At 62.8% G+C, this 20,727-nt stretch carries 19 protein-coding genes; 7 read left to right on the forward strand and 12 right to left on the reverse strand.

The window, feature by feature from the left end; translation table 11 throughout:
- Nucleotides 1–12 precede the first annotated feature (12 nt).
- Both dnaJ and radC read left to right on the forward strand, forming a co-directional pair.
- Entirely contained in the window at nucleotides 13–1,170 is a 1,158-nt protein-coding gene (gene dnaJ / locus G568_RS0110875) for a molecular chaperone DnaJ (RefSeq protein WP_026758064.1), read from the forward strand.
- A gap of 123 nt (nucleotides 1,171–1,293) precedes the next feature.
- Entirely contained in the window at nucleotides 1,294–2,058 is a 765-nt protein-coding gene (gene radC / locus G568_RS0110880) for a RadC family protein (RefSeq protein WP_026758065.1), read from the forward strand.
- 9 nt (nucleotides 2,059–2,067) lie between these two features.
- Here the strand turns inward: radC and G568_RS0110885 are convergent, their stop codons facing one another.
- From G568_RS0110885 to secA, 3 genes are all read right to left on the reverse strand, one after another.
- Nucleotides 2,068–3,636, reverse strand: coding sequence for a substrate-binding domain-containing protein (locus G568_RS0110885; RefSeq protein ID WP_026758066.1), 1,569 nt, complete (start codon nucleotides 3,634–3,636; stop codon nucleotides 2,068–2,070).
- 25 nt (nucleotides 3,637–3,661) lie between these two features.
- Nucleotides 3,662–4,408: a hypothetical protein gene (locus tag G568_RS0110890; RefSeq protein ID WP_211222252.1), complete on the reverse strand. Its 747-nt coding sequence runs from the start codon at nucleotides 4,406–4,408 to the stop codon at nucleotides 3,662–3,664.
- A gap of 385 nt (nucleotides 4,409–4,793) precedes the next feature.
- Nucleotides 4,794–7,517, reverse strand: a complete 2,724-nt coding sequence (secA, locus tag G568_RS0110895) for a preprotein translocase subunit SecA (RefSeq protein ID WP_026758068.1) — start codon at nucleotides 7,515–7,517, stop codon at nucleotides 4,794–4,796.
- 175 nt (nucleotides 7,518–7,692) lie between these two features.
- Here secA and G568_RS0110905 point away from each other — a divergent pair, with 175 nt between their 5' ends.
- Genes G568_RS0110905 through mutT form a run of 3 tightly spaced genes read left to right on the forward strand, consistent with a single transcriptional unit; the run spans nucleotide 7,693 to nucleotide 10,172 of the window.
- Nucleotides 7,693–8,547: a peptidylprolyl isomerase gene (locus tag G568_RS0110905; RefSeq protein ID WP_026758069.1), complete on the forward strand. Its 855-nt coding sequence runs from the start codon at nucleotides 7,693–7,695 to the stop codon at nucleotides 8,545–8,547.
- A 3-nt stretch (nucleotides 8,548–8,550) separates the two neighbouring features.
- On the forward strand, nucleotides 8,551–9,777 hold the full coding sequence (argJ, locus tag G568_RS0110910; RefSeq protein ID WP_026758070.1) for a bifunctional glutamate N-acetyltransferase/amino-acid acetyltransferase ArgJ: 1,227 nt from the start codon (nucleotides 8,551–8,553) through the stop codon (nucleotides 9,775–9,777).
- Nucleotides 9,774–10,172 carry an 8-oxo-dGTP diphosphatase MutT gene (gene mutT / locus G568_RS0110915; protein WP_026758071.1) on the forward strand — a complete coding sequence of 133 codons (399 nt, stop codon included), beginning with the start codon at nucleotides 9,774–9,776 and terminating at the stop codon, nucleotides 10,170–10,172. Before argJ ends, mutT begins: the two co-directional genes overlap by 4 nt.
- Nucleotides 10,173–10,229: 57 nt before the next feature.
- Here the strand turns inward: mutT and infB are convergent, their stop codons facing one another.
- The 5 genes from infB to pip all read right to left on the reverse strand — a co-directional run bounded on the left by infB (nucleotide 10,230) and on the right by pip (nucleotide 16,735).
- Entirely contained in the window at nucleotides 10,230–12,737 is a 2,508-nt protein-coding gene (gene infB, locus G568_RS0110920; RefSeq protein WP_026758072.1) for a translation initiation factor IF-2, read from the reverse strand.
- On the reverse strand, nucleotides 12,734–13,369 hold the full coding sequence (locus G568_RS0110925; RefSeq protein ID WP_026758073.1) for an RNA-binding protein: 636 nt from the start codon (nucleotides 13,367–13,369) through the stop codon (nucleotides 12,734–12,736). Before G568_RS0110925 ends, infB begins: the two co-directional genes overlap by 4 nt.
- Before the next feature lie 23 nt (nucleotides 13,370–13,392).
- Entirely contained in the window at nucleotides 13,393–15,015 is a 1,623-nt protein-coding gene (gene nusA, locus G568_RS0110930) for a transcription termination factor NusA (protein WP_026758074.1), read from the reverse strand.
- 4 nt (nucleotides 15,016–15,019) lie between these two features.
- Complete coding sequence (rimP, locus tag G568_RS0110935; RefSeq protein WP_026758075.1) at nucleotides 15,020–15,595, reverse strand: ribosome maturation factor RimP; 576 nt, start codon at nucleotides 15,593–15,595, stop codon at nucleotides 15,020–15,022.
- 168 nt (nucleotides 15,596–15,763) lie between these two features.
- Complete coding sequence (gene pip / locus G568_RS0110940; protein ID WP_026758076.1) at nucleotides 15,764–16,735, reverse strand: prolyl aminopeptidase; 972 nt, start codon at nucleotides 16,733–16,735, stop codon at nucleotides 15,764–15,766.
- 49 nt (nucleotides 16,736–16,784) lie between these two features.
- Between pip and ubiG the strand changes: the two genes are divergently transcribed.
- Nucleotides 16,785–17,531 carry a bifunctional 2-polyprenyl-6-hydroxyphenol methylase/3-demethylubiquinol 3-O-methyltransferase UbiG gene (gene ubiG / locus G568_RS0110945; protein WP_026758077.1) on the forward strand — a complete coding sequence of 249 codons (747 nt, stop codon included), beginning with the start codon at nucleotides 16,785–16,787 and terminating at the stop codon, nucleotides 17,529–17,531.
- 8 nt (nucleotides 17,532–17,539) lie between these two features.
- Here the strand turns inward: ubiG and G568_RS0110950 are convergent, their stop codons facing one another.
- The 4 genes from G568_RS0110950 to G568_RS0110965 are packed head-to-tail and all read right to left on the reverse strand — an operon-like array spanning nucleotide 17,540 to nucleotide 19,828.
- Complete coding sequence (locus G568_RS0110950; RefSeq protein ID WP_026758078.1) at nucleotides 17,540–17,977, reverse strand: MarR family winged helix-turn-helix transcriptional regulator; 438 nt, start codon at nucleotides 17,975–17,977, stop codon at nucleotides 17,540–17,542.
- Nucleotides 17,970–18,806 (reverse strand): carbon-nitrogen hydrolase family protein, encoded by an 837-nt coding sequence (locus G568_RS0110955; protein WP_026758079.1) that lies wholly within the window; start codon nucleotides 18,804–18,806, stop codon nucleotides 17,970–17,972. Before G568_RS0110955 ends, G568_RS0110950 begins: the two co-directional genes overlap by 8 nt.
- A gap of 5 nt (nucleotides 18,807–18,811) precedes the next feature.
- On the reverse strand, nucleotides 18,812–19,069 hold the full coding sequence (gene grxC / locus G568_RS0110960; protein WP_026758080.1) for a glutaredoxin 3: 258 nt from the start codon (nucleotides 19,067–19,069) through the stop codon (nucleotides 18,812–18,814).
- A 36-nt stretch (nucleotides 19,070–19,105) separates the two neighbouring features.
- A complete protein-coding gene (locus tag G568_RS0110965) occupies nucleotides 19,106–19,828 on the reverse strand; it encodes a ComF family protein (RefSeq protein ID WP_026758081.1) in 723 nt (240 codons plus the stop codon).
- A gap of 24 nt (nucleotides 19,829–19,852) precedes the next feature.
- Between G568_RS0110965 and G568_RS0110970 the strand changes: the two genes are divergently transcribed.
- Nucleotides 19,853–20,674 carry a methyltransferase domain-containing protein gene (locus tag G568_RS0110970; protein WP_026758082.1) on the forward strand — a complete coding sequence of 274 codons (822 nt, stop codon included), beginning with the start codon at nucleotides 19,853–19,855 and terminating at the stop codon, nucleotides 20,672–20,674.
- Nucleotides 20,675–20,727 lie beyond the last annotated feature (53 nt).

The following is a 20,727-nucleotide window of genomic DNA, read 5'->3' on the forward strand; positions in this document are numbered from 1 at the left end:
GGGGGACACCCAATGGCAAAACGTGATTTCTACGATGTGCTTGGCGTCTCCAAAGGCGCCTCTGCTGATGAGATCAAGAAGGCCTATCGCAAGAAGGCCAAGGAACTGCATCCGGATCGCAACGCCGACAACCCGGAATCCGAAACCCAGTTCAAAGAGGCCAACGAGGCCTACGAGGTTCTGAAGGATCCCGAGAAGAAGGCGGCGTACGACCGGTTCGGCCATGCTGCATTCGAAGGCGGCATGGGCGGTGGCGGCGGCGGCCCACGCCCCGGCGGCATGGGCGGCGGCCAGGGCGATTTCGCCTCGGCGTTCTCGGATGTGTTCGACGACCTGTTCGGCGATTTCATGGGCGGCGGACGCGGCGGCGGCCGTGGTCGTGCGGCGCGCGGCTCTGACCTGCGCTATAACCTGAGCGTGACGCTTGAAGAGGCCTATTCGGGCCTGTCCAAGATGATCCGCGTGCCCACATCGGTGGCCTGCGACGCCTGCGACGGCTCCGGCGCGGAAAGCGGATCGGAGCCCACGATGTGCCCGACTTGTTCGGGGATGGGCAAAGTGCGCGCGCAGCAGGGCTTCTTCACCGTTGAACGCACTTGTCCCACCTGCGGCGGGCTGGGCCAGATCATCCAGAACCCGTGCAAGGTATGTGCCGGGCAGGGGCGCGTCGAAAAGGACCGTGCCCTGTCGATCAACGTGCCGGCCGGCGTGGAAACGGGCACGCGCATTCGCCTCGCCGGCGAGGGCGAGGCCGGCATGCGCGGCGGCCCGACGGGCGATCTGTACATTTTCATTGACGTGGCGCCGCATGACTTGTTCGAGCGCGACGGCAACAACCTGTTTTGCCGCGTGCCAGTGTCGATGACCGCGGCCGCGCTTGGCGGCGATATCGAAGTGCCCACCATCGACGGCGGGCGGTCGCGCGTAAAAATTCCGGCCGGAAGCCAATCGGGCCGGCAAATGCGCCTGCGCGGCAAGGGCATGCCGGCGCTACGCGGCGGCGGATATGGCGACATGTTCATTGAACTGGCCGTGGAAACCCCGGTGAACCTGACATCGCGGCAAAAAGAGCTGCTGCGCGAGTTTGCGGACCTATCCGAGGATAACAACCCGGAATCCAAGAGCTTTTTCTCATCGGTCAAGAATTTCTGGGACTCGATGAAGGGGTAATTCGGCCCGCGGGCATGCATGGATGACCTCGATGATGGCGCCGCGAAATCGCGGCGCCATTGTTCGATGCGGGACCGAAACTGCGTTAACTGAATGTTCATGCAGCGCGCGCAAATTACCGTCATGACGGGTGATAACGCGTTTTCCGAGGGGCCCTTGCCCCTGTTCGACAGCGACGAGGTGCAAATCGTGCCGCCGCTGCCCGGTGGGCGGTTGCCGTCATACGTTGCGGATCATCGCAAGCGGCTGCGCGCCAGGTTCATGCAGGGCGGCGCCGAGGCGATGCCGGACTACGAGATGCTGGAACTGGTCCTGTTCCGGGCGGTGCCCCGACAGGATGTCAAACCGGTTGCACGGGCGCTGATCGACCTATTCGGTGATTTCAACCGTGTCCTTTCGGCCCCGGTCGCGCGGCTGCGTGAGGTGCATGGCGTGGGGGACCGGATCGTCGAGGAACTCAAGATCGTCGAGGCGGCCGCGCATCGCCTTGCCCGGGCGCGGGTGATCGACCGGCCAGTGATTTCGGGCTGGGATGCGGTGCTGGATTATTGTCATACCACGATGGCGCACCGCGATACCGAACAGTTCCGCATCCTGTACCTGGACCGCAAGAACGTGCTGATCGCGGACGAGGAGCAGGCGCGCGGAACCGTCGATCATGTGCCAGTCTATCCGCGCGAGGTGGTCAAGCGCGCGCTGGAGGTGAATGCCAGCGCGCTGATTCTGGTGCACAATCACCCATCGGGCGACCCGAGCCCCTCGCAATCCGACATCGCGATGACGCAGCAGGTGCAGGCGGCCGCCGAAGCGCTGAGCGTCACCGTCCATGATCACCTGATCATCGGAAAATCGCGCGAGCTCAGCTTTCGCGCAGAGGGGTACCTGTAGGGGGCGGGGTCAGCGCACCCAAACCTCGACGCGGCGGTTGATCCGGCGGCCCCAGGCGCTGTCGTCGCAGGCCATCGGCATTGCCTCGCCAAAGCTTTGGACATCTATGGTGACCCGATCGGGGTTCGCCGTCATGGCCTGATCCCAGATTGCCTGACGCGCGCGTTTGGCGCGGCGCAGCGCCATGGCGCGGTTCACGTCCGGGGCGCCTTGGCCGTCGGTGAACCCGACCAATGTGATATGGCGCCCGTCATACGTCCCCACCTCAAGCGCCTTGGCAAGTTGGCTCAGGTTCGTCCTTGATTGCGCGTCCATCCGCGTCGAGCCGGCATTGTACCGAAACGTGGTGGTCAGCCGCCTGAGTGGGGAAAGCGTTGCGATCATGTCTTGCAGGGTCTCCAGGCCGATTTCCTCGCCCGCCTGCGCGATCGCGTTGGCCAATCTTATCCCCTGCATTTCGATGCCCACTTCCTCGGCGGCGAGGTCGATCAGCCCGGTCCGCCGGATCACCAGTTGCGCGGCGGGGCCTTGAATATAATCCATGAATTCCCGCCCAACCTGCGGCAAACGGCGCATCGGGCGGTACAGGAACATCGGCGCCGTCAGTGGATAATCCTCGGATTTCACACTGCGCCGTGTTGCCTTGAGGACGAAGCCGCAACTGCCGCTCAGGTCAAGCTGCCGCGTGCCGCCGTTGGCGCCATTGGTCGCGCGGCTGACCAATCCCATGCCGAACGGATCGGACGCGATCGCCTCGATCACCGCCTGTGTGCTGGCATGCGTCACGGCAGCGGGCGCGAGATCCGCGCGCACCGGGGACAGTAGCAGATCAACAACCGCCTGGCTGGCGCCTGCGTCGCTGTTGCCCACGTGGGGAGTGATCGGCGCGTCGGGGCCGCCAAGCGCTGACCAGTTATCGATTTCGCCGGAAAACACGCGCGCCAGATCGGGAACCGATATCGCGCCAAGGGGGTTGTCTTCGGCCACCACCGGCACCAGGGCATCCAGCGCGATCACAATGCTTTGCCCGGTGGCCTGCAGATCGCCCAGCCCCGTGGCACGGGCGCGCGCGGCCTCTTGATCGCGGACTTCGCGGCGGGACATCACGATATCGGCCTGGTTCACCAACAGATCGGCAAAGCCCTCGTCGCTGCTGGACAAACGGATCTTGAACCGCGCCGCCTTGCGGCCGGTTTGCTGATCCGACAGGTGATACGTGACCGAATCCTGCTGTGATCCGTCCTGATCCAGTGCGTAACCGGCGCGCCGCGCGAACCCCTGAACCAGCGCCGGCAGCAGAAGCCGCCCCATTGTCGGCGCGCCTGAAATCTCGATTTCGGCAACGAAATCCTCAAGGCTGGGGCAACCGGGGCCGTCGCATAGCACCCCCGTGCCATCAACCGTCAGCTCGCCATAGATGGTCTCGACCCGGTAGAACTGTCCGTCATACCCCAGAAGCGTGCCGGTGATCTCTATTCCGCCATCGCGTGACGACAGGCGTACGTCCTGCGCCGCGGCAATTGCAACCATCCCGAAAAGGGCCAGTGCGGCAACAAAGGCCGCACGCGCGATTTTCATGTAAAACGCCCCGATTATCCACGCATCAGTTGCGCGCGATCTTCAGGTCTTGCAGCAGGTTTTTCAACACCAGAAAACTGCCCGTGGCGTCGCAATCCGGCATCGCCATCGACAAGTCATGGGATTTGAGCGTGGCGTCCTGTGCCAACCGAAGCATTTGGCCGGCGACCTCGTACCCGCAATTGCTTTCGGTGACTTCGACTTCGGCGTTTATTTGCACGGTATCCGCCGACAACTGAACGCCCTTGGCAAAGGTGTAGACATCGGCGCGAAGGCCATCGGGGCCTGATGCGTCGCCGTAGTGCCGCAGGAACCCGCCCAGACCCGATAGGGCATGATCGGGATCGCCGGCGGCATCGGTCCAAATGTGACCATCGTCACCGTAGGATGCGCCGTTTTCAAAGGCGTGCAACTGCAGGCCATCGTCGCCCTGCCATTGAAGCACGATGCGCTCATGCGCGGATAGGTCCGGCACCTTGGTTTGGGCGACGGCGCCGTTTCCATCGCCGAAGGACACGATATAGATCGCCTGTTCCGCCAAAGCGGGGGCAGAGATGGACGCCTCGCCATCCGGGCCGACGGTGTGGCTGAACATCATGCCGTTGTGGTGAATGGTGACTGTCTGCCCTTTCAGGCAGGGGCCCGACAGATCCAGCCGAACCATCGCGGCAGGTTCTGCCGTGGCCGAGAAATCGGGTTCGCACGTGGCGGCGGCATCCTCCTGATCCCTGCCGGTCTCGGCGGCGCCGCGATCCGGTGTGGCCGCGATCATGGGCTGTGGGACACTGGGCCGTGCGACGGGGTCAATGGGCCGTGTTTCCATATCGGGGGCCGCAATGGTGAAGGTGATATCCGTCAACGCCAAACGCGGACCATCCAGTTGCGGCGCCGGGGTTTGCTGCGCGATTTGCGCGCGCGGGACGGGGGCGCTACTCGTGGTTTGATGAACCCCGTACCCGATCCCGAGAGCCGAGGTTATGGTTCCACCAACAAGAATCAAAGGCGAAAGCTTGATCATTCTAGACCCCCATCGAGGTTGTGTGAGGGGGCACTATAGACAAGAAAAAAAGGCGCCACTGTGGCGCCTGTGCGGAGTCAATGCGACGGGTGGCGGTGAGTGGATCAAGCCCCCGGCGCGGAGCGGGGGGCTTGATGACTTAGTATAGGCGGCCGTGGCAATGTTTGAACTTTTTCCCTGATCCACAGGGGCAAAGCTCGTTCCGGCCGGGGTTGCCCCATGTCGATGGATCGTCCTCGATGAAGCCTTCGGCGGCGTCCGGGTTGGCGGGGCCGGTGCCGGCGGTTTCGTCCGGGCCGCTGGCCTGCGCAAGTTCCGCGGCCTTGTCCAGCTCGGCCTGCTGCGCCTGCATCTGCTTGATCAGCTCCTGCTGCTCCGCCTCGGTCATGGGGCGCACCTGAGCCAGCTTTTGCGTCACGTCCTCGCGCAGGCTGTCGAGCATACCTTCGAACAGCTGGAATGCTTCGGTCTTGTATTCATTGAGCGGATCGCGCTGCGCATAGCCGCGGAAACCGACGACGCTGCGCAGATGCTCCAGCGTCAGCAGATGTTCGCGCCATTTCCCGTCGATGGTTTGCAGCAGAACCTGCTTTTCGATCTGGCGCATGGTGTCGGGGCCGAACGCCTCGGCCTTTTCCGCCATCATCTTCTCGGTTGCGTCTTCTAGCCGCTCGGCGATTGCGTCGTCATCGACGCCCTCTTCGGCGGCCCAGTCGACTACCGGAACGTCTACGCCCAGCTTTTCAACGCAGGCGGCATGCAGGCCTTCTGTATCCCATTGATCCGCATACGTTTTCGGCGGCATGTACTGCTCGATCAGGTCATCAATCACCTGGCTGCGCATATCGGCCACGATTTCCGACAGATCGTCGGCTTCCATGATCTCGCGGCGTTGGCTGAAGATCACCTTGCGCTGATCGTTCATGACGTCGTCGAACTTCAACAGCTGCTTGCGGATGTCGAAGTTGCGCCCTTCGACCTTGGCCTGCGCCCGTTCAAGCGATTTGTTCACCCACGGGTGAACGATGGCTTCGCCTTCCTTCATGCCGAGGCCGGACAGCACCTTGTCTAGACGCTCGGACCCGAAGATGCGCATCAGATCGTCTTCGAGGCTGAGGAAGAACGCGCTGCGCCCCGGATCGCCCTGACGGCCCGAGCGGCCGCGCAACTGGTTGTCGATCCGGCGGCTTTCGTGGCGTTCGGTGGCCAGAACGAACAGGCCGCCAGCCTCTATCACCTTGGTGTTTTCGTCGGCGTGCTCGGCCTCGATCCGGTCGCGCGTTTCCTTTGGGTCGGCGTCGGGGTCGGCATCCAGCGCCTCCTGGACTTTCATATCGACGTTACCGCCAAGCTGAATGTCGGTGCCGCGCCCGGCCATGTTGGTGGCGATGGTGACCGCGCCTAGCTTGCCTGCATCGGCGACGATCTGTGCCTCTTTCTCGTGCTGGCGTGCGTTAAGGACGTTGTGTTCAACGCCCGCCTTGGTCAGCAGATCGCTAAGCATCTCCGATTTCTCGATCGAGGTCGTGCCAACGAGAATTGGCTGCCCCTTGGCGTGCGCCTCCTGGATGGTCTCAACCACGGCGTCCAGTTTTTCCTTGCCGGTGCGGTAGACGGCATCGTCGTCATCCACCCTGGCAATTGGGCGGTTGGTGGGCACCTCGACCACGCCCAGACCGTAGATTTCGGCGAATTCCTCGGCCTCGGTCAACGCGGTGCCGGTCATGCCCGACAGCTTGTTGTAAAGGCGGAAATAGTTTTGGAACGTCACCTGCGCCAAGGTGACGTTCTCGGGCTGGATTTCGACGCCTTCCTTGGCCTCGATCGCTTGATGCAACCCGTCCGAAAGGCGCCGGCCGGGCATCATGCGGCCAGTAAACTCGTCGATCAGCACCACCTGTCCATCGCGCACGATGTAATCCTTGTCGCGCGTGAACATCTTGTGGGCCTTCAGGCCGTTGTTCACGTGGTGGACGATCGTGGTGCTTTCGGGGTCATAGAGCGATTGCTCTTCGGGCAGAATGCCTTGCTCGTGCAGGATCTGCTCAAGCTCCTCGTTGCCTTCGTCGGTGAAGGTGACGGTGCGCTGTTTTTCGTCCAGCACGAAGTGATCTTCGGTCAGTTTCGGGATCAGGTTGTCGATGGACGAATACAAATCGCTGCGGTCGTCCGATGGCCCCGAGATGATGAGCGGCGTGCGCGCCTCGTCGATCAGGATGCTGTCCACCTCGTCGACGATGGCAAAGTTGTGCCCGCGCTGGAACATCTCGTCCAAGCTGGATTTCATGTTGTCGCGCAGGTAGTCGAAGCCCAACTCGTTGTTGGTGGCATAGGTGATGTCGGCAGCATAGGCGGCCTTCTTCTCGGCCTCGGCCTGTCCGGGATAGACAACCCCCGTCTCAAGGCCGAGCGCGCCGTAGACACGCCCCATCCATTCCGCGTCGCGCTTGGCGAGGTAGTCGTTAACGGTGACGATGTGCACGCCCTTGCCCGACAGCGCGTTGAGGTAGGCCGGGAAGGTGGCGACCAGCGTTTTCCCTTCGCCAGTTTTCATCTCCGAGATGTTGCCCTGATGCAGGAAGAGGCCGCCCATGAGCTGCACATCGAAGGCGCGCAGGCCCAACGTGCGGCGCGCGGCCTCGCGGCAGTTGGCGAACGCCTCGGGTAGCAGCGCGTCGAGGTCTTCGCCGTCGCTCAGCCGCTGTTTGAACTCAGCGGTTTTTTCCTTGAGACCATCATCCGAGAGCTTCTCGAACTCGGGTTCCAGCGCATTGATCTTTTCGATCAGGGGGCGCGTCGCCTTGATCTTGCGGTCGTTTGGCGTGCCGAAGACCTTTTTGGCGATTGATGAGAAACCCAGCATGTTCAATCCGTTCCCGTATTTTCGCTCAAGCGCGGGCCATCTGCTTGCCCGCTCTTTCCTCTACGCCTACAACGGTCGGGAAATGCAGCCAAACCTTGGCCCTATCGCGATGTAAGGGGAGGCTGCGTGAGTGTCAACGTCGCGCGCGAAATGCGTGCAAATCAAGGACAAACCAATGACCGGACACCGCACATTCATGTCTGCAGTGGCGATCGCAATTTGCGCCGCCTTGCCCGCCAGCGCGCAAGATGGCGAAGCGGCCGCCGACACCGTCGTCGCCACCGTCAACGGGACCGAGATCACGCTTGGCCAGATGATCATCGCCCGCGGCGGCCTGCCGGACCAGTATAAATCGATGCCCGATGATGTCCTGTTCGAAGGCATCCTGGATCAGCTGGTGCAGCAGACGTTGCTGGCGCAGACAATCGAGGACGATATGCCGACGCGCGTCGAGATGGCCCTGGAGAACGAGAAGCGCACGCTGCTTGCGTCCGAGGTCGTCAATTCCATCGTCGGCGGCGCCGTGACCGAAGACGCGATCCAGGCGGCGTATGAAGAAACCTATGCCAATGCCGACCCCGAGCAGGAATGGAACGCGTCGCATATCCTGGTTGAGACCGAGGAGGACGCCGCCGCACTGGTCAAGCGCGCACGCGAGGGAGAGGAGTTTGCCAAGCTGGCGCGCGAGCATTCGACCGGACCGTCGGGGCCCGGCGGCGGAGAGTTGGGTTGGTTCGGGGTCGGCTCAATGGTGCCGGACTTCGAAAAGGCAATAACGTCGCTTGAGCCGGAAGAGATTTCCGATCCGGTCAAGACGCAGTTCGGCTGGCACGTGATCCGCCTGAACGAGACCCGCCTCAAGGATGTGCCGAGCATCGAGGACGTTCGCAAGGAACTGCAACAGCAGGTGCAGCGCGCCGCCGTTGACGCGCGGGTTTCCGAGCTTCGTGAAGGGGCGGAAATCGATACGTCCGGGCAGGACGGTGTGGACCCCGCACAGCTCAAGAATATCGATCTGCTGGAGCAATAAACCATGGGCAACACCCCCGCGAAATCGCCACTGGCACCCAAGGAATTTCCGGCACTTCCCGAAATCGGCGGGGTCAGCTTTGCCAGTGTGCAAGCGGGGGTTCGCTATTCAGGGCGCGCCGATGTGATGTTGGCCCGCCTTTCCCCGGGTAGCACGGTGGCGGGCGTTTTCACGCGATCCGCCACCCGTTCGGCGCCGGTTCTGGATTGCCAGTCCAAGATAGGCGCCGATAGCGACGATGGCGCGGCGATCATCGTAAACTCGGGCAACGCCAATGCCTTTACCGGAAAGCACGGGGCGGAATCTGTCCGGTCGATCAACGCCGCGCTTGCGGCGCGTCTTGGGGTGCCCGAGGCGCGGATATTCCCGGCCTCTACCGGCGTCATCGGCGAGCCGCTGCCGCATGAACGCATCGTTGACGCGATTGATTCGCTTGCCGCCTCGCTTAGCCCTGCGGGGATCGAGGGCGCGGCGCAGGCGATCATGACGACCGACACGTTCCCAAAGGGGGCCGCGCGCGAAGTGGTGATCGACGGCAAACCCGTTCGGATCGCGGGCATCGCCAAAGGCTCTGGCATGATCGCGCCGGATATGGCGACGATGCTGGTCTACATATTTACCGACGCACAGATCGCGCGTCCGGCGTTGCAATCGATGCTGACGCGCCTGACCGATCGCACCTTCAACTGCATCACCGTCGATAGCGACACGTCCACGTCCGACAGCCTGATCATCGGGGCGACCGGGGCGTCGGGCGTGGCCGTTGACGACAGCAAGGAATTCGCCGATGCGCTGGAATCCCTGATGCTGGACCTTGCGCAGCAGGTTGTGCGCGATGGCGAGGGCGCTACGAAATTTGTCGAGGTCCGGGTCACCGGTGCCGCCACGGATGCCGACGCCAAGATCCATGCGTTGGCGATTGCCAACTCGCCCCTGGTCAAAACCGCGATTGCGGGCGAAGACGCCAATTGGGGCCGGGTTGTGATGGCGGTTGGCAAATCCGGCGCGGCGGCGGATCGCGACCGCCTGTCGATCAGGTTTGGCGATATCGTGGTGGCCGACAACGGCTGGGTCGCGCCCGGGTATGACGAGGACGCCGCCGCCGCCTACATGAAGAATCAGGAATTGGTCATCGGCGTCGATATCGGGCTGGGGCAGGGGGCCTGCACGGTCTGGACCTGCGATCTGACGCATGGCTACATCGATATCAACGCGGATTATCGGTCGTGAAGGTTGTTCTGGTCGCCGCCGTCGCCCTGATCGACCGCGACGGGCGTGTCCTTCTGGCGCAGCGCCCCGAGGGCAAATCGATGGCGGGGCTTTGGGAATTCCCCGGCGGCAAGGTCGACCCCGGAGAGACGCCCGAGGTGGCGTTGATCCGCGAGCTGCAAGAGGAGCTGGGCATCGACACATGGGCCAGCTGCCTTGCCCCGCTGACCTTTGCCAGCCACAGCTATGACGATTTTCACCTGCTCATGCCGCTGTTTGCCTGCCGCAAGTGGGAGGGCATCCCGGTCGCGCAGGAAGGGCAAACCCTGAAATGGGCGCGCCCTGAGCGGCTGCGGGACTACCCGATGCCGCCCGCGGATGTCCCGCTTATTCCGATACTGCGCGATTGGCTTTGACCAACAAAAAGGGCCGCGAGAGCGGCCCTTTTGATGTGGTACATGCGATGGCGGCGATTAGTCCAGCTTGCGCTCGATCTCTTCGCGCTCGAAAATCTCGATAACGTCGCCGGGGCGGATGTCGTCGTATTTTTCGAACGCCATCCCGCATTCCTGACCGGATTGCACTTCGGCCACTTCGTCCTTGAAGCGCTTGAGCGTCTTGAGCGTGCCCTCGTGGACAACGACATCGTCGCGCAGCAGGCGCACACCGGCCGACCGGCGGGCGATCCCTTCGGTGACGAGACACCCGGCAACCTTGCCGACGCCGGTGACCTTGAACACTTCCTTGATCTGGGCATAACCGATGAACTTCTCGCGGATCTCCGCGCTGAGCAGACCGCTTGCGGCGGCTTTCACATCGTCCACCAGATCGTAAATGACCGAGTAGTAGCGGATCTCGACGCCCTTCTGGTTGGCGCTGTTGCGCGCCGGGGCATTGGCCCGCACGTTGAAGCCGAACACGGGCGCGCCCGATGCCTCTGCCAGGCCGATATCGGATTCGGTGATGGCGCCAACGCCGGAGTGCAGAACGCGCACGCGGACCTCTTCGTTGCCGATCTTCTCCATCGCCTGAACGATGGCTTCGGCACTGCCTTGCACATCGGCCTTGACCACGATCGGCAACTCGGTGACGTTCTCGTCCTCCTTGGCTTGCGCCATGAGCTGTTCCAGCGTCGTCGCGGCACCAGCGGCGGCCCGCTTCTCCTTGGATTTCTCCTGACGGTACTCGGCGATCTCGCGTGCCTGCGCCTCGGTCTCGACGACGTTGAGGACATCGCCCGCCTCGGGTGTGCCATTGAGGCCCAGAACCTCGACCGGGACGGAGGGCCCTGCGTCCTTGACCCGCTCACCACGGTCGTTGATCAGCGCGCGAACCTTGCCGTACTGTTCCCCCGCGACGAAGATATCACCTTGATGCAGCGTGCCTTTTTGCACCAAGACGGTGGCAACCGGGCCGCGGCCGACATCCAGCTTGGCCTCGATCACGGCGCCTTCGGCGGCGCGGTCGGGGTTAGCCTTGAGCTCAAGAATCTCCGCCTGAAGCGCGATCGCCTCGAGAAGTTCATCCAAACCCTGGCCGGTTACGGCACTGACTTCGACATCCTGCACGTCGCCGGACATCGCTTCGACCACGACTTCGTGCTGCAACAGGTCGGTGCGCACCTTGTCGGGGTTGGCTTCGGGCTTGTCGATCTTGTTGATCGCCACGATCATCGGCACTTCGGCCGCCTTGGCGTGGTTGATCGCCTCGATCGTCTGCGGCATCACCGCGTCATCGGCGGCCACGACCAGCACGACGATATCCGTCACCTGCGCCCCGCGGGACCGCATCGAGGTAAAGGCCGCGTGGCCCGGCGTGTCGAGGAACGACAAGGTTGCACCGCTATCGGTTGTCACCTGGTAGGCGCCAATATGCTGCGTGATGCCGCCAGCCTCGCCCGAGACGACCTTCGCGTCGCGGATCGCGTCCAGAAGCGATGTCTTGCCGTGGTCCACGTGGCCCATGATGGTGATCACGGGCGGGCGCGGCTTGAGATCTTCTTCCTTGTCCTCGACATGCGCGATGACGTCTTCGACATCGGCATCCGAGACGCGCACGACGCGGTGGCCGAATTCCTCGATGATAAGCTCGGCGGTGTCGGCATCGATCGATTGGTTCTGCGTGACCATCATGCCGTTCTGCATCAGCGCCTTGACCACGGCGCCAACGCGTTCGGCCATGCGGTTGGCCAGTTCGGACACCACGATCGTTTCGGGCAGTTGCACGTCGCGCACGATCTTTTCACGCTCGACATTCTGACCCATGGCTTTCTGGCGCGCACGCTCTTGCTTGCGCTTCATTGCGGCCATGGATTTCTGGCGGCCACCTTCGCCGCCCGACAGCGCCTGGTTGAGCGTCAGCTTGCCCGAGCGGCGGCCATCGTTCTTGCCTTTGCCACGCGTGGGGCGCTCGTCCTGGGCGCGCTCTTTCTTGCGGGCCGGGGTGGGGGCGGCTTTGCCTGCACCGCGTGCGGGGGCTGGTGTTTCCTCCGGCGCCGGCGCGGGGGCCTCCTTGGCGCGCTTCTCGGCTTCCTGGGCTTCTTCGGCCTCGCGCTTGGCGCGGGCCTCTTCCTCGGCCTTGGCCTTGAGGGCCTCTTCGCGCTCACGCTCTTCGCGTTCCTTGGCCTCGGCCTCTTCGCGGCGGCGCTGGCGCTCTGCCTCGCGATTCTTTTCCTCGGCTTCGCGCTTTTCGGCTTCTTCGGCTTCGCGGGCCTTGGCAGCCTGAAGGGCCTTCAGTCGGCGCTCCATCTCGGCATCGGAGATGCCTGCCGGACGCTTCTTGGGATCACCCTGCGACGGCTGCGATGTGCCACCGCCCGACGCGGCAGGCTTACCCGAACTGGGCTTGGGAACCACAACGCGCTTGCGCTTGGTTTCCACCACGACGTTCTTGGTCCGCCCATGGCTGAAGCTCTGCTTCACGTTCCCCGAACGGGGACCGCCACGTACACCCAAAGTCTTTTTACCGTCGTTGTCGCTCATGTGGCTCTTCTATCCTTTCCGGTGGCCTTCGTGTCGTTCGAGACACGAAGACCCTTCAGTCTTGCCGCCTCGTCTACAACACGCGAGGCCAAACCTCCAGCGCCAAGCGCTGCATGTATCACAGTTTGTCGCCCGAATGCCAAACCCAACTCATCCGCCGTCAGCCAGCCGATGAATGAGCCCCATTTGGGCGTACTTAACTTCGACTTCCCGCGTTCAGACCCGTCGCTGGCCTGAATCAGGATTACTGCCTGTTCCTTGCCCAGCCAGTCCTTGACCTTTTCGTAGCCAGAAACGGCTTCGCCACCCTTCCGGGCCAAGCTTATCAAATTCACAACCCTGCGCGCCAGCATGGTTTCTACCCGATCCACCAGGTCGTCGGGCACCTTCACCGGCTGTTTGGCCGCGCGGGCGAAAAGCCCCTTTTTCGCGGCCCGCGTCAGGGCGGGTCTCTGGGCCGAAACCCAGATGCCTCGCCCGGGCAGCTTGCCCAAGAGATCCGGCGCGACCTCGCCCTCGGGCGAAATTACGAACCGGATCAATGCGTGCGTCGGCAACACCTCGCCTGTCGCGATGCATTTTCGCTCGGGGCTTGGTGCCCTTTGTTCTCCGGTTCGCCCTGCGCGCCCCATACGATTCTCCCGAAGGCCCGCGATCAGGCCTCCGCTTCCTCTTCGGATTCGGCGGCTGGCTCATCGGCCTCCTCATCCTTGTTCAGTTCTTCGGGGTCGACCCAGCCCAGCATGACGCGCGCCGTCATGATCATGTTTTGCGCTTCGGCCAGCGACACGTCGAATTTCTCAAGAAGGCCTTCGTCCTTGACCCGCTCGCCATCGACAGTGGTCCAGCCGCCAGCAAGCTCCCAATCGGCGCAGGTGGCGAAATCCTCGAGCGTCTTCACGTCGTCTTCGGCCAATGCCTCGATCATTTGGGGTGTCAGGCCTTCGAATTCAACCAGGCTGTCTTCAACTCCCATCTCGCGCGCCTTTTCCAGCGCCGCCTTGGCCTGCGCATCCAGGTATTCGCGTGCGCGGGCCTGCAGCTCTTCGGCGGTGTCCTCGTCCACGCCTTCGATGACCAACAGCTCGTCGCGCTCGACATAGGCGACCTCTTCGAGCGAGGTGAACCCCTCGGATACGAGGAGCTGCGCAAAGAATTCGTCCAGATCCAGCGTGTCCATGAACAGCTTGGTGCGCGCTTCGAATTCCTTCTGACGGCGTTCTGAATCCTCGCTTTCGGTCATGATGTCGATGTCCAGCCCAGTCAGTTGGCTGGCCAGGCGCACGTTCTGGCCGCGCCGACCGATGGCAAGGCTCAACTGTTCATCGGGAACGACCACTTCGATTCGGCTGGCATCCTCGTCGATCACCACCTTGCTGACTTCGGCGGGCTGCAACGCGTTGACAAGGAAGGTCGCCTGATCCTCGTTCCACGGGATGATGTCGATCTTTTCGCCCTGAAGCTCGTTCACGACGGCCTGCACGCGGCTGCCGCGCATGCCGACGCAGGCGCCGACGGGGTCGATCCCGCCATCATACGAAATCACGCCGATCTTGGCGCGCGAGCCCGGATCGCGGGCAACGGCCTTGATCTCGATGATGCCGTCGTAGATCTCCGGCACTTCCATCTTGAACAGCTCGGCCATGAATTGCGGGTCGGTCCGGCTCAGGAATATCTGCGGGCCGCGGGCCTCGCGGCGCACGTCCTTGATGTAGGCGCGGATGCGGTCGTTCGGCCTATAGGCTTCGCGGCCGATCTTTTCGCTGCGGCGCAGGATTGCCTCGCCGCGGCCCACGTCAACGATGACGTTGCCGTATTCCTCGCGCTTGACCAGGCCGTTGATGATGGTGCCCGCGCGGTCCTTGAATTCTTCGTACTGGCGGTCGCGTTCGGCTTCGCGCACCTTTTGCAAGATGACCTGCTTGGCGCTTTGCGCGGCGATACGGCCCATTTCGACCGGCGGCACTTCTTCGATGAACTGATCGCCGACCTTGGGATCGTCGAGGTATTGCTTGGCTTGCTCGACGGTCATCTCCGCCTGGTAATTCTCAAGCTCATCATCCTCGACCACGGTGCGCACGCGGGTGAACGTGGCGCGCCCGGTCTTGCGGTCGATGCTGACGCGGATGTCCATTTCGCTGCCGTAGCGGCTCTTGGCGGCGCGGGCGAGGGATTCTTCCATCGCTTCCACAACCAGCCCCGGGTCGATCATCTTTTCGCGGGCCACGGCCTCGGCGGTTTGCAGCAGCTCCAGCTGGTTTGCGGAAGTGATTGCCATGGTCTCAGTCCTCCTCAGACCGGGTTTCAGTCTCGATATCGTCGAATGCGGTTTCGTTCAGTGTGCTGGCGTCTTTGCGGCTCTTCAGCATGTCCTTGATCAAGTCGTCGGTGAGCACCAGTTTGGCGTCCGACAACCAGTCGAATTCCAGGCCGATCGTCCCTTCGGGCAGGTTGATCAGGACCTCGGACCCTTCGGTGCCGGCCAATTCGCCCTTGAAGCGCCGGCGGCCATCGATCAGTTCGGTCGTTTCCACCTTTGCCTCGTATCCCTCGAAGGCGTCGAAATCCTTTAGCCGGGTCAGGGGGCGATCGATGCCGGGGCTGGAAACCTCCAGCACGTATTCGTCAAGAATGGGGTCTTCGACATCCAAAACCGCGCTGAGTGCGGTGCTGATGTCGGCGCAATCGTCCACTTCGATGCCGCCCCCGGGGCGATCCGCCATGATCTGCAGGGTGTTCGTCTTGCCGCTCATCAGCCTGACGCGCACCAACTCGAATCCCATGTCTTCGACCACGGGAGTAATGATCTCGGCCAGCCTGCGATCCATGGCCGCTTTGGCGATCAGGTCGTTGCTCATGGGTTTGGACGTGCCTTTCGGACATAAAAAAACGGGCGCTGCGGCCCGTCGGTCGTTCCCGGTGGTGCGCGGGTTTGGACCCCGACGCGCCGCTGATGGCAGTCATATACGCCTCGCTGGCTGAGTCTGCAAGGGGCATTCGCGTTGCCGGGGGATTGGCCCGCGCGCCTAGGTTTCCCCGATCTGGTGCATCACGCGGACCAACTCGGCGCTGATGCCCGGCTCCGACAGGGCATGCCCCGCGTTTCGGATCATCCGCAGATCCGCGTGCGGCCAGCATTCCGCAAGCGACCACGCGGAATAGGGCGGGCAGATCATGTCGTAGCGCCCTTGCACGATGACGCCCGGAATATGCGCGATCCTGTCGATCTGATCCAGGATCTGCCCATCATACCCCAAAAACGCGCGATTGGTGAAATAGTGGTTTTCCAGCCGCGCAAATGCGCGCGCATAGTGGTCGGGTGTGTCGCCGCCCATGCCCGAGGACTGAACCGACGCCAGCGCGTTTTCCCAGGCCGTCCATGCCTTGGCGTGAATTGTCTGCTCTCGCAAATCCTCGGAAAACAGTCTCTTGTGATAGGCACTGATCATGTCGTCGCGCTCGTCTTTCGGGATAAGACCGACAAAGCGCGCCCATACGTCGGGCCAGAACCGCCCCGCGCCACCGCCGTAGAACCATTGCAACTCGGCCTCCGTCGCCAGAAAAACCCCACGCAGGATCAGGTGCTCGACCGACCCCGGGTGCGCCTGTGCATAGATCAACGCCAGCGTCGCGCCCCAGCTACCGCCGAAAACGGCCCATTTGTCGATGCCAAGCTCGGTGCGGATCAACTCGATATCATCAACCAGGTGCCACGTGGTGTTGGCCTCGACGCTGGCATGCGGCTGTGAGCGGCCGCAGCCGCGCTGATCGAACAGGATCACGCGGTAAACAGAGGGATCGAAATACCGCCGCATCGCCGGGCTGCACCCGCCGCCCGGGCCGCCATGAAGGACAACCACGGCCCGCCCGGCGGGATTGCCGGATTGTTCGACATATATCTTGTGCCCGTCTCCAACATCCATCATGCGCTGATCGAACGGGTCGCGCGGTGGATGCAGATAGCTGTGTGCGCTTTTTTGGCTCAGGAATTTGTCCATGATAGTCCTATATGATCCCCGTCACTCAAAAGAGCACATGGAGAGCAGAATGCAAGCAGGTCACAGCACGATTGATTTGTCCGAAGTTGCCAAGTTCGAGGCCATGGCCGCCGAGTGGTGGGATCCGAACGGCAAGTTCAAGCCTCTGCACATGCTCAACCCGTGCAGGCTCGACTATATCACGCAGCAGATTGCCGCTGAATTCGACCGTGACCTTGGGGCGGAGAAACCTTTTGTCGGGCTGCGCCTGCTTGATATCGGCTGTGGCGGGGGGTTGCTATCGGAACCGATGGCGCGGCTTGGCGCGGATGTTGTCGGCGCCGACGCGGCCGAGGGCAATATCCCCGTCGCGCAGGTCCATGCCGAGCAGTCGGGATTGAGCATCGACTACCGCTTTACCACGGCCGAGGCGCTGGCCGAAGCGGGCGAGCAGTTCGATGTCGTCCTGAACATGGAGGTGGTCGAACATGTCGCTGATCCGCTGGCCTATCTGACGGCGTGCCGCCAGTTGCTCAAACCCGGCGGTTTGCACATCTGTTCGACCATAAACCGCAACGCCAAAAGCTTTGCCATGGCCATCGCCGGCGCGGAATACGTGATGCGGTGGTTGCCCAAGGGTACGCATGAATGGGCCAAGTTCATCACGCCGGACGAGCTGTATGAGTTGATGCGCAACGCCGGGTTGGAGCCGGTGGACCGCAAGGGTTTCGTGTTCAACCCGGTGTCGTGGCAATGGTCGCTTTCCGCCCGCGATCTTGGCGTGAACTACGTCACCGCCAGCGTAAAACCGGCATAGGGGGCGCGCTATGCCTCGAGCTTGAGCCGAAGCTCCCGCAGGATGGGCAGGACGGCGCGCACCTTGGATTCACCCAGTTCACTGACCAGTTCGCCGATCATCGGGGAAATCGCCGCCAGCGCCGCATCGCGGGCCTGGCGCCCTGCGGGGCTGATCGCGACCATCTTGCGGCGGGCGTCGTCCCAATCGGGGCGGATATGGATGTAGCCCGCCCATTCCAACTTGCTAAGCGTGTTGGTCATCGCGCCGCGCGTGACGTGAAAGCTCCGCGCCAATTGTGCCGGGCTGCGTTCGGCCCCGGCGCGTGCAAGGTGATTGAGAACCGAGAAATGCGAGATTTCCATGCCCTTGGGCAGGACGCGCGACAACCTGTTGCGCACGAGTTGATCCGCCGTCAGGATTTCACTGAACAGCGTTACGGCAAGTGCATTGCTGGTGTCATTCATCCGGGTCACCGAAGTCGCGGTCATGCTCAAGCGCGGGAACGCGCTTGCGTGCTTGTGCCACGGCTTCCATATCCAGATCAACGAATGTAACGCCCGGATCTGTCCCCGCATCGCACAGGATTTCGCCCCACGGCGCGATGGCAAGGCTATGGCCGTATGTCTGGCGCGGTTTGCCGCGCGATATGGCGTGCTGCCCGGTTTGGGCGGGCGCCAGCACGTAGCAGCCCGTTTCGATCGCGCGGGCGCGCAGCAAAACCTCCCAATGCGCGGCGCCTGTCACCGGGGAAAACGCCGCCGGAACCGTCAAAACCTGCGCGCCGGCCTTGGCCAGCGCACGGTATAGGTAGGCAAAGCGCACGTCGTAGCACACGCTCAGCCCCAGTCGCGCAAATGGCGTGTCGGCGCACACCGCTTGCGCCCCCGGCCTGAAACCCTCCGACTCGCGGAACGTTTCGCTTTCCGAAACCTGCACGTCGAACATGTGGATCTTGTCATAGCGCGCGTGAACCCCTCCGTCCGGTCCGATCAGGAACGACCGGTTGGCAAAGCGCCCGTCGGCGTCATTTGTCTTGAGCGCAAGCGACCCGATCAGAAGCCACAGCTTTAACTCGGCCGCGTCCCGGCGCAGGGTAGCTAGGGTCTCATCCTGCGCTTCGTGCGACAGGACCGCGCGTTGATGCGTGCGGCTAGTCGAGACGCAATTCGTGACCTCGGGTGTCAGGACAAAGCCCGCGCCGCCATCCGCCGCCTGCCGCACCATCGCCCGCGTTACCGCCAGGTTTTCAAGCGGCATATCGCCCGATGTCATCTGCAGCAACGCGGTGCGCATGTCGCCTAGCCTGCCAACAGCGCGTCAAGTTTGCCCGCGCGATCAAGCGCATACAACTCGTCGCATCCGCCCACGTGCGTTTCGCCGACAAAGATCTGTGGCACCGTGCGCCCGCCATTCGCGCGCTGAATCATCTCGGGTTTGCGGGCGGGGTCGGCCAGGACATCCACCTCGGCATAGCTGATGCCCTTGTTGTTCAACAATCGTTTTGCCGCGTGGCAGAACCCGCATAGGGGCGATGTGTAGATTTCGACGGTTTGCATATGCCTATCCTTGTCTTTGCGCATGTTGTCTCGGATTTAGGCATCCTTTGCAACGCGTGCCAGTGCAAGAACCGAAACTTGTGCAGCGCCCGCAGCAATGCAGGCGTCGGTTGCCGCGGACAATGTGGCGCCGGAAGTCAGCACATCGTCAACGATCACTATGCTCCGCCCTTCCATGCGTGGAACGTGACGCGGATTTGCCGTGATCGCATCGGACAGGGCGCCAAAGCGCTGCGCGTGGTCCATCCCGTCCAGTGATTTGGTACGCTTGCGCCTGAGCAGAAGGTCGGGGCACACCTCAAGACCCGTGTGCTGCGCGAGGTATTGAGCAAGCAGCGCGGATTGATTGAATCGGCGTCTGATCATGCGGGTCCAATGCAGGGGGACAGGCGCAATAAGGGGCTCACCCGTCAGCAGCGGCCTTGCCGCGCGCGCCATCCACAACGCGGCCGGTCGCGCGATTTCCTGCCGGTCGCCGTGTTTCAGCGCGAGGACCATCTTGCGCGCATTGTCCCGGTAAAGAAGCGCCGCGCGCCCCGCGACCCATGGCCGGGGCGTGGTCATGCAATCATCGCACAACTCCCCGCCCGGACCCGCTTCGCCCGGAAGTGGCGCACCGCATCCGTCGCAGACCAGCCCGCCGATGAATGGCGTATCGCGCCAGCAACTGCCGCACAGACCAAAGTCGCTTTCGACCAGGTCGCCGCATGAAAGGCAGCGCGCCGGGTAGATGAGGCGTAATGCCGTTTGAATCCTCATGCGCGCGGTCCTATCTTTGCCGGCATGAATAACGCCCCTCGCCTGACCGACCGCACCGCCCTGATGCGCAATCGCGCGCGCGCATCGCGCGCGCCCGTGCAGTTTCTGCACGAGGCGGCACTTGATGAGGTCCAGTTTCGGCTTGGAATGGTTAATAGAACCTTTACCGCACCCGCGATCGTGGCCGGAGATGCGTCACTATGGGTGGATCATTGGCCGCAAGCGCGCATCGTCGAGGACGAAGAGGTGCTGGCGCTGGACGAGGGCGCGCATGATCTGGTGATCCATGCGATGTGCTTGCATTGGGCGAACGACCCGGTCGGGCAGTTGATCCAATGCCGCCGGGCGCTCAAGCCCGATGGGCTGCTGTTGGCGGTTCTGTACGGCGGCGAAACCCTGCAGGAGTTGCGCGCTGCGCTTGCCTCTGCCGAGGTTGAGAAAACAGGCGGTTTGTCGCCGCGCGTTTTGCCGATGGGCGATATCCGTGACCTGGGCGCGCTGTTGCAGCGGGCGGGTCTGGCCTTGCCGGTTGCCGACAGCCTGACCTTACCCACCAGCTATCGGGACGCATTCCACCTGATGCGGGAATTGCGCGCCATGGGCGAGGCGAACGCACTTGCAGATCGCCTGCGCCATCCGACGCGGCCATCGGTGCTACGCGATGCGGCAGCGCGATACGCGCAGGCGCATGGGGGCGATGACGGGCGTATCCCGGCGACCTTCGAGCTGATATTCCTGACGGGGTGGGCCCCTGACGAAAATCAGCCCAAACCGCTGCGGCCGGGATCGGCGACCACAAGCCTGGCGGATGCATTGGGTAGCATAGAAAAGCCGCTTCGCGATTGACCTACGGGTCTGACCCGTTATGTCACGCGTTGACCTATGCAAAAATCACGATT

Source organism: Sediminimonas qiaohouensis DSM 21189 (assembly GCF_000423645.1).
GTDB classification, from domain to species: Bacteria; Pseudomonadota; Alphaproteobacteria; order Rhodobacterales; family Rhodobacteraceae; genus Sediminimonas; species Sediminimonas qiaohouensis.